Annotated in this window: 14 protein-coding genes; 5 read left to right on the top strand and 9 right to left on the bottom strand. The window is 61.4% G+C overall.

The annotated features are described in order from the left end of the window. Nucleotides 1–29: 29 nt before the first annotated feature. Nucleotides 30–1,034: an AraC family transcriptional regulator gene (locus HV782_RS02070; protein ID WP_128614627.1), complete on the top strand. Its 1,005-nt coding sequence runs from the start codon at nt 30–32 to the stop codon at nt 1,032–1,034. Between the two features lie 129 nt (nt 1,035–1,163). On the opposite strand, the gene HV782_RS02065 is transcribed toward HV782_RS02070, so the two are convergent. Together HV782_RS02065 and HV782_RS02060 are read right to left on the bottom strand one after the other, a co-directional pair. Continuing rightward, entirely contained in the window at nt 1,164–2,549 is a 1,386-nt protein-coding gene (locus HV782_RS02065) for a heavy metal sensor histidine kinase (RefSeq protein ID WP_186748068.1), read from the bottom strand. After that, nucleotides 2,539–3,219: a heavy metal response regulator transcription factor gene (locus tag HV782_RS02060; protein WP_123470456.1), complete on the bottom strand. Its 681-nt coding sequence runs from the start codon at nt 3,217–3,219 to the stop codon at nt 2,539–2,541. Before HV782_RS02060 ends, HV782_RS02065 begins: the two co-directional genes overlap by 11 nt. 136 nt (nt 3,220–3,355) lie before the next feature. On the opposite strand from HV782_RS02060, the gene HV782_RS02055 reads away from it, so the two are divergent. Both HV782_RS02055 and uraH read left to right on the top strand, forming a co-directional pair. Beyond that, nucleotides 3,356–3,841 carry a GlcG/HbpS family heme-binding protein gene (locus HV782_RS02055; RefSeq protein WP_186748069.1) on the top strand — a complete coding sequence of 162 codons (486 nt, stop codon included), beginning with the start codon at nt 3,356–3,358 and terminating at the stop codon, nt 3,839–3,841. Nucleotides 3,842–3,852: 11 nt separating this feature from the next. Next, nucleotides 3,853–4,263, top strand: coding sequence for a hydroxyisourate hydrolase (gene uraH, locus HV782_RS02050; RefSeq protein ID WP_123470452.1), 411 nt, complete (start codon nt 3,853–3,855; stop codon nt 4,261–4,263). A gap of 124 nt (nt 4,264–4,387) precedes the next feature. Here uraH and HV782_RS02045 read toward each other — a convergent pair whose 3' ends face one another. Beyond that, nucleotides 4,388–5,065: a Crp/Fnr family transcriptional regulator gene (locus HV782_RS02045; RefSeq protein WP_128614027.1), complete on the bottom strand. Its 678-nt coding sequence runs from the start codon at nt 5,063–5,065 to the stop codon at nt 4,388–4,390. Nucleotides 5,066–5,147: 82 nt separating this feature from the next. Here HV782_RS02045 and HV782_RS02040 point away from each other — a divergent pair, with 82 nt between their 5' ends. Continuing rightward, a complete protein-coding gene (locus tag HV782_RS02040; RefSeq protein ID WP_186748070.1) occupies nt 5,148–5,672 on the top strand; it encodes an Mpo1 family 2-hydroxy fatty acid dioxygenase in 525 nt (174 codons plus the stop codon). A 108-nt stretch (nt 5,673–5,780) separates the two neighbouring features. Here the strand turns inward: HV782_RS02040 and HV782_RS02035 are convergent, their stop codons facing one another. The 6 genes from HV782_RS02035 to dibA all read right to left on the bottom strand — a co-directional run bounded on the left by HV782_RS02035 (nt 5,781) and on the right by dibA (nt 12,259). Further along, nucleotides 5,781–6,770: a sulfate/molybdate ABC transporter ATP-binding protein gene (locus tag HV782_RS02035; RefSeq protein WP_123470446.1), complete on the bottom strand. Its 990-nt coding sequence runs from the start codon at nt 6,768–6,770 to the stop codon at nt 5,781–5,783. A 3-nt stretch (nt 6,771–6,773) separates the two neighbouring features. Beyond that, nucleotides 6,774–7,646, bottom strand: a complete 873-nt coding sequence (gene cysW / locus HV782_RS02030; protein ID WP_007952817.1) for a sulfate ABC transporter permease subunit CysW — start codon at nt 7,644–7,646, stop codon at nt 6,774–6,776. 13 nt (nt 7,647–7,659) lie between these two features. Next, nucleotides 7,660–8,478, bottom strand: coding sequence for a sulfate ABC transporter permease subunit CysT (gene cysT / locus HV782_RS02025; RefSeq protein ID WP_007952818.1), 819 nt, complete (start codon nt 8,476–8,478; stop codon nt 7,660–7,662). Nucleotides 8,479–8,708: 230 nt separating this feature from the next. Further along, nucleotides 8,709–9,722: a sulfate ABC transporter substrate-binding protein gene (locus HV782_RS02020; protein WP_186748071.1), complete on the bottom strand. Its 1,014-nt coding sequence runs from the start codon at nt 9,720–9,722 to the stop codon at nt 8,709–8,711. Between the two features lie 148 nt (nt 9,723–9,870). Continuing rightward, entirely contained in the window at nt 9,871–10,053 is a 183-nt protein-coding gene (oscA, locus tag HV782_RS02015) for a sulfur starvation response protein OscA (RefSeq protein ID WP_034151822.1), read from the bottom strand. A gap of 286 nt (nt 10,054–10,339) precedes the next feature. Continuing rightward, on the bottom strand, nt 10,340–12,259 hold the full coding sequence (gene dibA, locus HV782_RS02010; RefSeq protein WP_186748072.1) for a phosphodiesterase DibA: 1,920 nt from the start codon (nt 12,257–12,259) through the stop codon (nt 10,340–10,342). Nucleotides 12,260–12,406: 147 nt separating this feature from the next. On the opposite strand from dibA, the gene desA reads away from it, so the two are divergent. Next, complete coding sequence (desA, locus tag HV782_RS02005) at nt 12,407–13,591, top strand: delta-9 fatty acid desaturase DesA (RefSeq protein WP_186748073.1); 1,185 nt, start codon at nt 12,407–12,409, stop codon at nt 13,589–13,591. The last annotated feature ends 220 nt before the right edge of the window (nt 13,592–13,811 follow it).

Raw genomic sequence — 13,811 nt, 5'->3', positions numbered from 1 at the left:
CAACCTGTTGACCGGAAGCGCCAATCAGCATGAAGGAACCGACCTCCCTCGCCAGTTGGACCCGTGCCTTGCGCAAGCAACTCGATGCGCTGGGCCTGGACAGCATTGCCCTGTGCCAGCAAGCCGGCCTCGATCCGCAGCTGATGGACGACCCGAATGCGCGCTATCCGCTGTCCGGCACCACGCGCCTGTGGGAACTGGCGGTGCAGGCCAGCGGCGATCCAGCGATCGGTCTGCGGGTGTCGCGCTTCGTCAGCCCGACCACCTTTCATGCGCTCGGTTATGCGCTGGTGGCCAGCGGCAGCCTGCGCGAGGTGTTCGAGCGCATCGTGCGTTATCACCCGGTGGTCAGCGATGCGCTGGAGCTGGAACTGAGCCGCAGCGACGAGCGTTATCTGTTCCGTCTGAAGATTCCGTCAGGCAATCCGGCGCCGGCCTTCGAAGCCATTGATGCGTTTGCCGCGATTTACGTGCGCACCTGCCGCAATCGCCTGGGCCGCGACTACGCACCGCTTGCGGTGTATCTGCGCCGTCCGGAACCGGTCGACGCGCACCAGTGGCACAAGGTGTTCCGCGCCCCGGTGCACTTCTCCTGCGCCGAGGATCGCCTGGAGTTCGCCCTCGCCGACTTCGACAGCCACCTCGACGATGCCAACCCGGAACTGGCCGAACACAACGAAGCGGTACTCGAGCGCACCCTGGCCCAGCTCAAGCCGCTGACCTGGGAGCGCAAGGTGCGCGACGCCATCGAAGAACAACTGCCCGAAGGCGAACCCGGCGCCGAACGCATCGCCCAGGCCTTGCACCTGAGCCTGCGCAGCCTGCAACGGCATCTGGCGGATGAAGGCTGTCGCTTCGACACGCTGCTTAACGAGAGCCGCGAGAATCTCGCGCTGCTGCACCTGCGCGATCCACAGTGTTCGTTGAGTGAAGTGAGTTATCTGTTGGGGTTTGCCGACACCAGCAGTTTCAGCCGGGCGTTCAAGCGCTGGACGGGGATGACGCCGGGGCAGTTTCGTGATCAGTTGCGCTGATTGATCCGAAATGTGGGGTGAATCGACTGGCCTCTTCGCGAGCAAGCTCGCTCCCAGTGATCAAGGTGTGACACAGCTTTTTGTACACCCCAAACCCTGTGGGAGCGAGCTTGCTCGCGAAGAGGCCTGTCAGATCAACTCAAAGCCCAACTCAAACACTGTGCCACTCGCATCACTGCTCACCCGCACCCGCCCGCCATGCAACTGCATGATCGACTGCACGATCGCCAGCCCCAGCCCACCGGAATCCCCCGGCTCCGCCCGTGACGGATCGACGCGATAAAAGCGATCGAACAATTTGCCCAGATGCTGCGGCGCAATGGCCGGGCCGTGGTTATGCACCTGCAACCAGCACACGCCCGGCTCATCGCAGCGCCGCAGGCTGATCAGCGTGCCTGTATCGGCGTGGCGCACCGCGTTGGCCAGCAGATTACCGAGGGCGCGCTGCAGCAATTGCTGGTCGGCCAACAGTTCGCCGTGCAGCTGGTTTTCCAGGCGCAACTGACGATCATCGGCCAAGGCTTCAAAGTAATCGCACAGCTCGCCGCCGAGGCTATGCAGATCCAGCGTCTGCAAGTCGAGCGCCCGCTCCGCCTGCTCGGCGCGAGCGAGGAACATCAGATTTTCGGCCATGCGCTTGAGGCGTTCGAATTCTTCCATGTTCGACGCCAGCAACTCCTGATACTCCGCCGTGCTGCGCGGGTGATTCAGCGCTTGCCCGTTGCTCGCCAGCAAGGTGTGCAGTGGCGTGCGGATTTCGTGCGCGAGGTCGGCGGAAAACTGCGACAGCCGCTGCACGCTGTCGTCCAGGCGCGCGAGCATGCCGTTGAGCGCCTGCACCGGTTCGAGCAGCTCGGCCGGCGTACCGCTCGCCGACAACCGTTGATCGAGGCTGCGCAGGTCGATTCCGCGCACCGCTTCGCTCAATTGGCGCAACGGTTGCAGGCCACGGCGCAGCAACACCAGGCCCAACGCGAACGCCAGCAATGCGCCGAGCCCGACTGCCAGATACAGACGCATGCGATAACGGCCGAGCATCTGCTCGCGCTCACTGAGCACCTTGCCGGCGATCACTGTCAGCGGTTCGCCGTTCGGCCCTCGGGCTTCACCGGACAACAGCGCCAGTTCGGCACCGTCCGGTGCCTGCCAGGTCAGCACGTCGCGGCGCTGCGGCGTCTGCTCGCGGGGGATCGCCTTGAGCGGCGGCAATGCGCGCTGCCGAGGGTTGATGCCGATCACGCTCGATCCGTCGGCGCGCCGCACCAGCAACAGGCTGTCGAGGTTACCGAGCATGTTTTGATAGAGCCGCGGCCGCGCCTGCAAGGCGTCGAGGCTGTCGCTGTCCGCGAGCAACGCGCGCACCTGCTCGAGTCGACCGAGCAAGGCCAGGTCATCGCGGTAAGCGATCTCCGACGCCAGCGAGCGGTAGAGAAACACGCCAATCGCACTGAGCACCAACGCGCAGACCACCGCGAACGCCAGCGCCAGCCGCCAGGCGATCGACCTAGCGCGCATCGTCGGGCGCTTCCAGCTGATAGCCGACGCCGCGCACGGTGTGGATCAGTTTCGGCATGTACGGGTCATCGACCTTGGCCCGCAAGCGACGCACCGCGACTTCGACCATGTTGGTGTCGCTGTCGAAATTCAGGTTCCACACCTGCGAGGCGATCAGTGTGCGTGACAGCACCTCGCCCTGACGGCTGGCGAGCAGTTGCAGCAGGGCAAATTCCTTGTTGGTCAGGGCAATACGCTGGCCGCCGCGACTGACCCGGCGGCGCAGCACATCAATTTCGAGGTCGGCGATGCTGTAGGACTCGGCCTCGCGCATCGGCCCGCGTCGCAGCAACGTGCGCACCCGCGCGAGCAATTCGGCGAACGCGAAGGGCTTGAGCAAGTAATCGTCGGCGCCCAGTTCAAGGCCGCGCACGCGGTCTTCGATGGCATCCTTGGCGGTGAGGAACAACACCGGCGTGGCGCCGCGCTGGCGGATCAGTTGCAGCAGTTGCCAGCCATTGAGGCCCGGCAGCATCACATCGAGGATGATCAGGTCGTACTCCTGCTGCTCGATGAAGTAGCGCCCGTCGAGGCCATTGAGTGCCACGTCCACAGCAAAACCCGATTCACCCAGGCCTTTGGCCAGGAAATTCGCGGTTTTGGCTTCATCTTCTACGACCAGCAAACGCATGGCACACCTCGATTGATCAAGCACACAGGCTAGGCGCCTTCGGCGCGATTGCCCATTACAAACTTGTAATCCGACTGACGGGGTTCTGACGAAGACCGGCGGCTAAGGTGAGGTCCTTCGCTTTCGGAGCCTGCTCATGACCTTCAAATACCTTGCCGCGAGCCTCGCCATCGGCCTGAGCGCCAGCGCCTTCGCTGGCCCTGACCTGCCGCGTCACGCCGACCTTGATCTGAAAACCGCACGCCTGCTGGCCGATACGGCAATGAGTAACTGCACGGGCACGGTGTCGGTGCTCGACCGTGGCGGCAACCTGCTGGTGACCTTGCGCGGCGATGGCATCGGCTCGCACAACACCGCCGCCAGTCAGCGTAAGGCGTACACCGCGCTGTCGACGAAAACCCCGACCCGGCTGTTCGCCGAGCGCGCCCGCAGCAACCCGGACACCGCCAACCTCAACACCCTCGACGAGTTGCTGTTGCTCGGCGGCGGCATCCCGTTATTTGCCGGCAGTGAACTGGTCGGCGCCATGGGCGTGGCCGGCTCCGGTGGCGGCGAGCAAGACGAAAGCTGTGCCATCAAGGCCGCCGAACAGGCCGGCCTGACCCTCACCCGTTCCCAATAAGGAGTCTGACCATGACCACCCTGCGCATGACCTTCGCCGCACTCGGCCTGAGCGCCGTTTCCAGCCTGGCGCTGGCCGCCGGCAATCCACTGAGCGTGCACGTGCTCAATCTGGAAAACGGCCTGCCGTCCCCCGGCATCAACGTGACCCTGGAAAAACACGTCGGCCAGAACTGGCAACCGCTGGCTCAGGGCACCACCAACGAACAGGGGCGCATCGCCGAACTGTTCCCGGCCAAACAGCCTTTCGAGGCCGGCGAGTACCGGGTGGTGTTCAAGACTGGCGAGTATTTCGAAAAGGCCAAACGCGAGACGTTTTTCCCGGAGATTCCTGTGATTTTCCAGGTTAAGCAGACTGACCAGCACTACCACATCCCGTTGCTGCTCAGCCCGTATGGTTTCTCGACCTATCGCGGTTCGTAAGTCACGCACGTTGCCCCTTTAGAAGTGAGCCTGCTCGCGATAACGGTGAATCAGTTCATGATGTGTTGGCTGACACACCGCTATCGCGAGCAGGCTCACCCCTACAATGGATCGGTGCCAGATTTTAGAGTGTGGCCAGTGCCCGCAATCGCGCGGCATCGAGGATCTCGATCTCGCCGTAACCCAGTCCGATAATCCCCTGAGCCTGCAAATCCTTGAGGATCTGGTTGGTGGTCTGCCGTGACAGCGACAGCATCGACGCCAGTTGTTCCTGCGGCAGTTGCAGCATCCGCCGGGGCGGGTCGAGTTCGCCGTAGCCTTCGGCGATCATCAGCAGACGATGGGCCAGACGCGCCGGGGCCGGGAGCAAACTGAGCTGTTCGAGGTTGATGAAGGTCAGGCGCAATTTCTGGCTCATCAGCAGCGCCAGATGCCGCCAGTACAGCGGGTGCTCGTCGAGAATTTTCAGCAAGGTGGTCTGTGGAATGTTCACCAGGGTGCACGGCCCGACGGCGTAAGCATCATGGGTGCGCGGCTGACCGTCGAACAGGCAGATTTCGCCGAACCAGTGCGGCGCTTCCACCAGGCTCAGCAACGCCTCCTTGCCCTGCTCGCTGACCGCGCCGATGCGGATCGCGCCGTCGAGCACCGCGTACAACCCGCACGGCGCATCGCCGCGCTGGAACAGGCGCTGCCCCGCCGTCAGCCGCCGCTCCCGGGCTGCCGCCAGCAGACTATCCTGAAAGGATGCCGGCAGATGACTGAACCATTGCCCGGTCATCAACTGTGAACGCTTATCCATGATCACTCCCAATTGTCGCCTGCCTGACAGAGCGAACGCCGAACCCGGGGCATGCTGCGCTCACCCTACAGGAGGAACAACAATGAAAAGCCTCGTCGATCATCTGAGTCAATACGCCGCCTACCACCGTGACCCACGCAACATCGCCAGCCACTTTATCGGCATTCCGCTGATTGTGGTGGCGGTGGCGGTGCTGTTGTCGCGACCAGAGTGGTCACTGGGCGGCTTGTGGCTATCGCCGGCGGTGCTGCTGGCACTGGCTTCGGCGTGGTTCTACCTGCGCCTGGAACTGAAGCTTGGCGCTCTGATGACGCTGTTGATGGGCCTGTCGGTCTGGGCCGGACACGCGCTGGCACAGCAGAGCACCCTGGTCTGGCTCAGCAGCGGGCTGGCGATGTTTGTGATCGGCTGGGTGATCCAGTTTGTCGGCCATCACTATGAAGGGCGCAAACCGGCGTTTGTCGATGACGTCAGCGGGCTGATTGTCGGGCCGTTGTTTGTCGTCGCCGAACTGGCGTTCATGCTCGGCATGCGCCATGAACTGAAAGAGCAGATCGAAGCGCGGGCGGGGGTGGTGCGAGTCAATCCGAATCGTGCGGCTGTGTAGATCCCTTTCGCGAGCAAGCTCGCTCCCACAGTGGACGGGTGCTGAACACAAACTTCATGTCCGACCGAGTTCCCTGTGGGAGCGAGCTTGCTCGCGAAGCTTTTGATCTTAGAGGTTAGCGACTTTCTGCCAGACCTTCGGTTTGAAGAACAGGGTTTCACCCTTGGCTAGGCCGATCAGGCTGTCATGGTCTTTCACCACTTCGGCCTCGATCAGATCCGTCTGCCCTTCCACCTTCAACGTCACCCGCGTGGTCGCGCCCAACGGGCGGATATCGCGCACTTCAGCGGCATGGTGATCTTCCAGCTCATGTTTGGACAACGACACTTCGTGCGGGCGGAACAGCACGTGGTTGTCGTCGCTGAGCAGCAAGCGGTTCGAATCGCCGAGGAAGTGATAAACGAAGTCGCTGGCCGGGTTTTCGTAAACGTCACCCGGTGAGCCGATCTGCTCGATCACGCCCTTGTTCATCACCACGATACGGTCGGCGACTTCCATCGCTTCTTCCTGATCGTGGGTCACGAAAACGGAAGTGAGGTTGATGTCTTCGTGCAAACGCGCGAGCCAGCGGCGCAGCTCTTTGCGCACCTTGGCGTCGAGGGCGCCGAACGGTTCATCCAGCAACAACACTTTCGGCTCCACCGCCAAGGCACGAGCCAGGGCGATACGCTGACGCTGACCACCGGACAGTTGTTCCGGGTAGCGATCCGCCAACCAGTCGAGCTGCACCATGTTCAGCAGTTCGTGGACCTTGGTCGCGATCTGGCTTTCGCTCGGGCGCTGGTTTTTCGGTTTCATGCGCAGGCCGAACGCAACGTTGTCGAACACCGTCATGTGGCGGAACAGCGCGTAGTGCTGGAACACGAAACCGACGTTGCGATCACGCACGTCGTGGCCGGAGACGTCTTCACCGTGAAAGACGATGTTGCCCTGATCCGGGGTTTCCAGGCCGGCGATGATCCGCAGCAGCGTGGTCTTGCCGCAGCCCGACGGACCGAGCAGCGCGACCAGCTCACCGCTGTGAATGTCCAGGCTGATGTTGTCCAGCGCCTTGAACGCATTGAAATTCTTGCTGACGTTACGCACTTCGATCGACATGAATTATTCCTCCGCGGCGCTGGCGCGCAGGCGGTTGATACGGTTTTCGCTCCACTGCTTGAGCAGCAGGATGAAGAGCGCCAGGATCAGCAACAGGCTCGCCACGGCGAACGCGGCCACGTGGTTGTATTCGTTGTAGAGGATCTCGACGTGCAGCGGCAAGGTGTTGGTCACCCCGCGAATGTGCCCGGAGACCACCGACACCGCACCGAATTCACCCATGGCCCGTGCGGTACACAGGACCACGCCATAGATCAGGCCCCATTTGATGTTGGGCACGGTGACATGCCAGAACATTTGCCAGCCGTTGGCGCCGAGCAGCCGCGCAGCCTCCTCTTCCTGAGTGCCTTGTTCCTGCATCAGCGGGATCAGCTCACGGGCCACGAACGGCACGGTGACGAAGATCGTCGCCAGCACGATGCCCGGCAGGGCGAACACGATCTGGATGTCGTGATCCTGCAGCCACGGCCCGAACAGGCCCTGGGCGCCGAACATCAGCACATAGACCAGACCGGCGATCACCGGCGATACCGAGAACGGCAGGTCGATCAGCGTTACCAGCATGCTCTTGCCGCGGAACGAGTATTTGCTCACGCACCACGCAGCGCTGACGCCGAACACCAGGTTCAGCGGCACCGAAATCAGCACCGCGATCACCGTGAGTTTCAGCGCCGACAGCGCGTCCGGTTCAAAGATCGCAGTGAAGAACGCGCCAAGGCCGTTCTTCAAACCTTGCGACACCACGATGAACAGCGGCAACACCAGAAACAGGAAAAAGATCAGCCAGCCTAGACCGATCAGGATTCTGCGCGAAGTGGCACTGCCACGGCGCGCAGCGTTGGCCGAGGACGCGGCCGCAATAGACGATTGGGACATGGTTCGCGCCTCCTTATGGGGTTTCGATACGCCGCTGCAGCAAGTTGATCAGCAGCAACAGGACGAAGGAAACCACCAGCATCAGCACGCCGATGGAAGTGGCGCCGGTGTAATCGTATTGGTCGAGCTTGACCATGATCAGCAGTGGCAGGATCTCGGTTTTCATCGGCATGTTACCGGCAATGAAAATCACCGAACCGTACTCGCCGACACCACGAGCGAAGGCCAGGGCAAAACCGGTCAGCCAGGCGGGCAACAGCGCTGGCAGGAGGATATGACGGAACACTTGCAGCGGTTTCGCGCCGAGGCAGGCAGCAGCTTCTTCGACTTCACGGGGAATATCGGCGAGCACCGGCTGCACCGTGCGCACCACGAACGGCAGGGTCACGAAGGTCAGCGCGAGGGTGATGCCCAACGGCGTGTAGGCGATCTTGAAACCGAGGTCGGCGGCGAACTGCCCGACCAGTCCGGTCGGGGTGTACAACGCGGTCAGGGCGATACCGGCCACGGCCGTCGGCAGGGCGAACGGCAGGTCGATCATCGCGTCGATCACCTTGCGCCCCGGGAAGGTGTAGCGCACCAGCACCCAGGCCAGCAGCGTACCGATGATGCCGTTGATGATCGCCGCACACAGGGCGGTGCCGAAGCTCAGCTTCAGAGCGGCCAGCACGCGCGGGGCGGAGATGATCGTCCAGAACTGATCCCAGGTGAGTTGGGCGGCGTGGACGAACATCGCCGCCAGCGGGATGAGCACAATCAGGCTGAGGTACACCAAGGTGTAACCCAGCGTCAGCCCGAAGCCGGGTATGACGGGGGAGATACGACGCGACATAAAAGTCCTTGGTTAAAAACGCATCAATGTGGGAGCGGGCTCTGTGGCGAGGGGATTTATCCCCGATGGGCAGCGTAGCTGCCCCAAAACCATCGCATGCGGTGTGCCTGGTTTCCCGCATTTGCCGATTTCGGGGCTACTGCGTAGCCCGACGGGGATGAATCCCCTCGCCACAAAAGCCCGCTCCCACATGGTTTCGTGCCTGAGCATCAGGCTCATTGTGGGTCAGATTACTGCGCCTGATAGATCTGGTCGAACACGCCACCGTCATTGAAGAATTTCGGTTGCGCGGTTTTCCAGCCGCCGAAGTCCTTGTCGATGGTCACCAGTTCCAGTTTCGGGAACTGCTGGGCGTACTTCGCCGCCACGTCCTTGTCACGCGGACGGTAGAAGTTTTTCGCGGCGATCTCCTGACCGGCCGGGCTGTACAGGTGTTTCAAATAGGCTTCGGCGATCTGCTCGTTGCCTTTCTTCTCGGCGTTCTTGTCGACCACCGCCACCGGCGGTTCGGCGAGAATCGACAGCGACGGCACGACGATGTCGAACTTGTCCGCGCCGCCATCTTCTTTCAGCGCCAGGAACGCTTCGTTTTCCCAGGCCAGCAACACGTCACCCTGACCGTTGTTGACAAAAGTGATGGTCGAACCGCGAGCACCGGTATCGAGTACGGGCACGTGCTTGAACAGGGTCTGTACGTACTCTTTGGCTTTTTCTTCACTGCCGCCGTTGGCTTTCAGGCCGTAGGCCCACGCGGCGAGGAAGTTCCAGCGCGCACCGCCGGAGGTTTTCGGGTTCGGGGTGATCACCGAGACGTCGTTCTTGATCAGGTCGCCCCAGTCCTTGATGCCTTTCGGGTTGCCCTTGCGCACCAGGAACACGATGGTCGAGGTGTACGGGGTGCTGGCGTCCGGCAGACGCTTCTGCCAGTCGACCGGCAGGGTCTTGCCGAGCTTGGCGATTTCGTCGATGTCGCCGGCCAGGGCCAGGGTCACAACGTCGGCGCGCAGACCGTCGATCACCGCACGGCCCTGCTTGCCCGAACCGCCGTGGGATTGCTGGATTTTCACGGTGTCGCCGGCATGGTCCTTCTGCCAGAACTTGATGAATTCAGCGTTGTAGTCCTGATACAGCTCGCGCGTCGGGTCATACGACACGTTGAGCAGTTCGTAATCCTTGGCAACGGCGGAACCGGCAAACACAGCGCTGGCCAGGGCGGCCAAAGCGTAACGGCGAATCGACGACATGGTGAAAGCTCCTGGAATTCTAGGTGGTGGCTTTTTCTTATGTATTTCGGAAAGCGTGGTGCCGGTTCAAAAGATCGCAGCCTTCGGCAGCGTCTGCGCACAATCCCCTGCAGGCGCTGCCGCAGGCTGCGATCCTTGGCTCTTCAAATCAGCCCGGTTGTTTACCGGGTTGCTGCAAACGGAATTTCTCTTTGCGCTCGATCTGCACGACCTGGGCGTTGTGCACAGTGATCTCCACCGCGCCGAACCGCAGATCGCGCAGGGCGCTCTGGATTTCACGCAAGATGGTGGTTTCGTCCTGACCGTCAACGCTGCGAAGGGATGCGCTCATGGTGCTGCTCCTTTGAATGGGATATGCCTGGCAGTGGGCGGCACTGCGTTCGGCGTGGGAGCAATATAAGAGAGGCGCAGATATTCTTAAAAAGACTATTTAAGAATGTTTATATAACTGAAAAACATTATCTGACGGGACAAGGGTTTGCGCGCTTTCCCGGTACTCAAGAACACCGCAACCCCTGTGGCGAGGGAGCTTGCTCGCGCCGGGCTGCGCAGCAGACCCAAAAAACCGAGCGCATCGTACTCGAGCGGGAGCAAGCTCCCCCGCCACAAGATCGGATTCAACCGATAACAGGCGCGCGCGCCCAATCAAGCTCCGCCGCCGGCACCGGCCGCCCAAACCAGTAGCCCTGGCCCAGGTCGCACTCCTGCGCCAGCAGAAACGCCGCCTGCTCGACCTGCTCGATGCCCTCGGCATGCACTTGCATCCCCATGCTGCGAGCCAGCGCGATGATCACCCGGGCAATCGCCGCATCGTCCTCGTCCCACGGCAGACCGGCAACGAAACCCTGATCAATCTTCAACTTCTGCACCGGCAAACGTTTGAGCCGCAACAGCGACGAATAGCCAGTGCCAAAGTCATCAATGGCCAGGCGAATGCCCAGCTCACGCAAACGGTGCATCTGTTCCAGCGCGACTTCCGGGTCGTCCATCACCGCACTTTCGGTGACTTCCAGCTCCAGACAAGCCGGATTCAGCCCGGTATCGTGCAGCACTTGCGCCACCTGTTGATATAACTCGCGACGGGCAAACAGCCGCGACGACACGTTCACCGCGACAAACGACAACACCACGCCCGCCTGCTGCCACGCGCACATCTGCCGGCACGCCTGCTGCATCACCCAGTCGTCGATTTCGGCGATCAAGCCGGTGCGTTCGGCAATCGGAATGAACTCCGCCGGCGACACCAGGCCTCGCTGCGGATGCTGCCAGCGCACCAGCGCTTCGACGCCGATCAGGCGACCGGTTTTCAGGTCATGCACCGGCTGGTAGTAAACCCGCAACTCCTGCTGCTCCAGGGCGCGGCGCAACTCGAACGCGATTTCGACCCGTTGCTGGGCGTGGGCGGTGAGTTCTTCGGTGTACAGGGCATAACCGTTGCGGCCACTGCTCTTGGCCTTGAACAACGCGGCATCGGCGTTGCGCAACAATTGGTCGGCGCTCAACGCATCGCTGGGAAACAGGCTGATGCCGATGCTGACGTTGATGAACAACTCGTGGCTTTCAAGGCGAAACGGCTCCTTGAGCGCGTCGAGAATACGTTGGGCCAATGCCGCCGCCTGCCCCGGTTGTGGACAACTTTCCACCAGCACGGCGAATTCGTCGCCCCCCAGTCGCGCCAGGGTGATGCCGGGGCCGAACAGCGCCTGCAAGCGCGCCGACACCGCTTTGAGCAAGCGATCGCCGACGTTATGGCCGAGGCTGTCATTGATCATCTTGAAATGATCCAGATCGAGCATCAGCAACGCGCAACCGCGCTTGTGCGCCTGCGCCGACGCCAGCGCCTGCTCGGCACGATCGCTGAACAGCAGACGGTTGGGCAGATCCGTGAGCGGATCGTGGTGCGCGAGGTGTTTGAGTTCGTGCTCGGAATCCTTGATCGCACTGATGTCGGAAAACACCGCGACGTAATGGCTGAGCCGGCTCTGGTCATCATGAATGACGCGGATGGTTTGCCACTGTGGATAAATCTCGCCGCTTTTACGACGGTTCCAGATCTCGCCACTCCACTCGCCTTTGGCCTCCAGCGTGGCGAACATCGCCTGATAGAAGCCCGGCGGGTGATGACCGGACTTGAACAGACTGGGCTGCTGACCGATGACTTCTTCGCGCTGATATCCGGTGATCTCGATGAACGCCCGGTTGACGTGCACGATCAGGCCCTGGCGATCAGTGACCAACACGCCTTCGCGCGTGCAGTCGAATACGGCCGCCGCCTGCCGCAGGCGCTCGCGATCGGCATGGCGTTCACGCAAACGCGCACCGATACCGAGAAACTCGCACAAACGCGCCCTCGCCAGAAAAATCAGCCCGGCACTGACTGCCGCAAAGACGTAACCGTTGATCAGTTGCCAATGGGCAAGATCGACGGCGTTATCGAAGAAACTGTTTAATAAATGATCAGTGCCCAGCAGCCAGAGGACGGCAAGCACGAGATAGAGCAGCGCTGCACGCAAAGCATCGCGATAAATGGCAGGCATTCGGCTATCCATGTCCCTACAAAAAAGGTTGGAATTATAGGTCAAGAAACATCCAGCGACTCTTATCTAAAAGGGCGACTGGTTTTATCTGTGTGCTTGGTGATAATGCAACGGCTGTTTTTATCTTTATCGAGGGCCCTATAGCCTATGTGGTACGAAGGTTTTCTTGGCTTGTCGGCCTGGTCACTGGTCGCAGTTACCCTGCTGATGACCCACGTGACGATTGTTGCCGTCACGGTCTATCTGCACCGATATTCGGCCCATCGCTCGCTTGAGCTGCATGCCGGCCTGAAACACTTTTTCCGCTTCTGGCTGTGGCTGACCACGGCGCAGAACACCCGCGAGTGGACGGCCATCCACCGTAAACACCACGCCAAATGCGAAACCGAAGACGACCCGCACAGTCCGGTCGTCAAGGGGCTGTCCACCGTACTGCGCAAAGGCGCCGAACTGTATCGCGCCGAAGCCGAGAATCCGGAGACCCTGCGCATCTACGGCAAGAACTGCCCCGAAGACTGGATCGAACGCAACCTCTACAGCCGCTACCCGATGTTGGGCGTGGCGATCATGGGCGTCATCGACCTGCTGCTGTTCGGCACCATCGGCATCACCATCTGGGCGATCCAGATGATGTGGATCCCGGTATGGGCCGCCGGTGTGGTCAATGGCCTGGGCCATGCCATCGGCTACCGCAACTTCGAATGCCGTGACGCGGCGACCAATCTGGTGCCGTGGGGCATCCTGATCGGCGGCGAAGAGCTGCACAATAACCATCACACCTACCCTAACTCGGCCAAGCTGTCGGTGAAGAAGTGGGAGTTCGACCTCGGCTGGGCGTGGATCAAGGTCTTCTGCTTCCTGCGTCTGGCCAAGGTCCAGCGTGTGGCACCGATCGCCCACCGTGTCGAAGGCAAGGGCAATCTGGACATGGACACCGCCATGGCGATCCTCAACAACCGCTTCCAGATCATGGCCCAGTACCGCAAGTTGGTGATCGGTCCGCTGGTCAAGCAGGAGCTGGCCAAGGTCGATCATTCGGTACGCCACCAGTTCCACCGCGCCAAACGCTTGCTGTCGCGGGAAACCAGTCTGCTGGAAGAGCGTCATCACTTGCGCATCCAGAACATGCTCGAGCACAGCCAGGCGCTGAAGGTAATTTACGAAAAACGTCTGGCCCTGCAGCAGATCTGGGTCAAGACCAGCGCAAATGGCCACGACATGCTCGCCGCCATCAAGGACTGGATTCACGAGGCCGAGGCCAGCGGCATTCAGTCCCTGCGCGAATTTGCCGACCAGTTGAAAACCTACTCGTTGCGCCCTGCAGCGGTCTGATTTTGGTGAATGATCCCCTGTGGCGAGGGGATTCATCCCTGATCGGTAGCGAAACGAGCGAAAACCTGACGACGCGTTCTCATTGATGAAACGCGTCGCCACGACCGCCCGGCGGGAGCAACCTCCCTCGCCACAAATGCACGGAACTTAGCACCAAAAGCCCTATCTCAAAGACACTTCGCCACCCCGGCGGGCTGTACTGTGGCCGCTGTCGAAATGC

Origin of the sequence: Pseudomonas monsensis (genome assembly GCF_014268495.2) — a bacterium.
In the GTDB taxonomy this organism is placed as follows: Bacteria; Pseudomonadota; Gammaproteobacteria; order Pseudomonadales; family Pseudomonadaceae; genus Aquipseudomonas; species Aquipseudomonas monsensis.
The sequence above is the reverse complement of the archived record's forward strand: the minus strand, read 5'-3'. Positions and strand labels throughout refer to the sequence as shown.

Bases quoted from the DNA above. Each gene is read 5' to 3' on its own strand.
- HV782_RS02045 (WP_128614027.1), bottom strand. From the start codon at position 5,065: ATGGATAAGCGTTCACAGTTGATGACCGGGCAATGGTTCAGTCATCTG.
- HV782_RS02035 (WP_123470446.1), bottom strand. From the start codon at position 6,770: ATGTCGATCGAAGTGCGTAACGTCAGCAAGAATTTCAATGCGTTCAAG.
- HV782_RS02065 (WP_186748068.1), bottom strand. From the start codon at position 2,549: ATGCGCGCTAGGTCGATCGCCTGGCGGCTGGCGCTGGCGTTCGCGGTG.
- HV782_RS02055 (WP_186748069.1), top strand. From the start codon at position 3,356: ATGACCTTCAAATACCTTGCCGCGAGCCTCGCCATCGGCCTGAGCGCC.
- oscA (WP_034151822.1), bottom strand. From the start codon at position 10,053: ATGAGCGCATCCCTTCGCAGCGTTGACGGTCAGGACGAAACCACCATC.
- cysW (WP_007952817.1), bottom strand. From the start codon at position 7,646: ATGTCCCAATCGTCTATTGCGGCCGCGTCCTCGGCCAACGCTGCGCGC.
- HV782_RS02060 (WP_123470456.1), bottom strand. From the start codon at position 3,219: ATGCGTTTGCTGGTCGTAGAAGATGAAGCCAAAACCGCGAATTTCCTG.
- HV782_RS02070 (WP_128614627.1), top strand. From the start codon at position 30: ATGAAGGAACCGACCTCCCTCGCCAGTTGGACCCGTGCCTTGCGCAAG.
- cysT (WP_007952818.1), bottom strand. From the start codon at position 8,478: ATGTCGCGTCGTATCTCCCCCGTCATACCCGGCTTCGGGCTGACGCTG.
- HV782_RS02020 (WP_186748071.1), bottom strand. From the start codon at position 9,722: ATGTCGTCGATTCGCCGTTACGCTTTGGCCGCCCTGGCCAGCGCTGTG.
- desA (WP_186748073.1), top strand. From the start codon at position 12,407: ATGTGGTACGAAGGTTTTCTTGGCTTGTCGGCCTGGTCACTGGTCGCA.
- dibA (WP_186748072.1), bottom strand. From the start codon at position 12,259: ATGCCTGCCATTTATCGCGATGCTTTGCGTGCAGCGCTGCTCTATCTC.
- HV782_RS02040 (WP_186748070.1), top strand. From the start codon at position 5,148: ATGAAAAGCCTCGTCGATCATCTGAGTCAATACGCCGCCTACCACCGT.
- uraH (WP_123470452.1), top strand. From the start codon at position 3,853: ATGACCACCCTGCGCATGACCTTCGCCGCACTCGGCCTGAGCGCCGTT.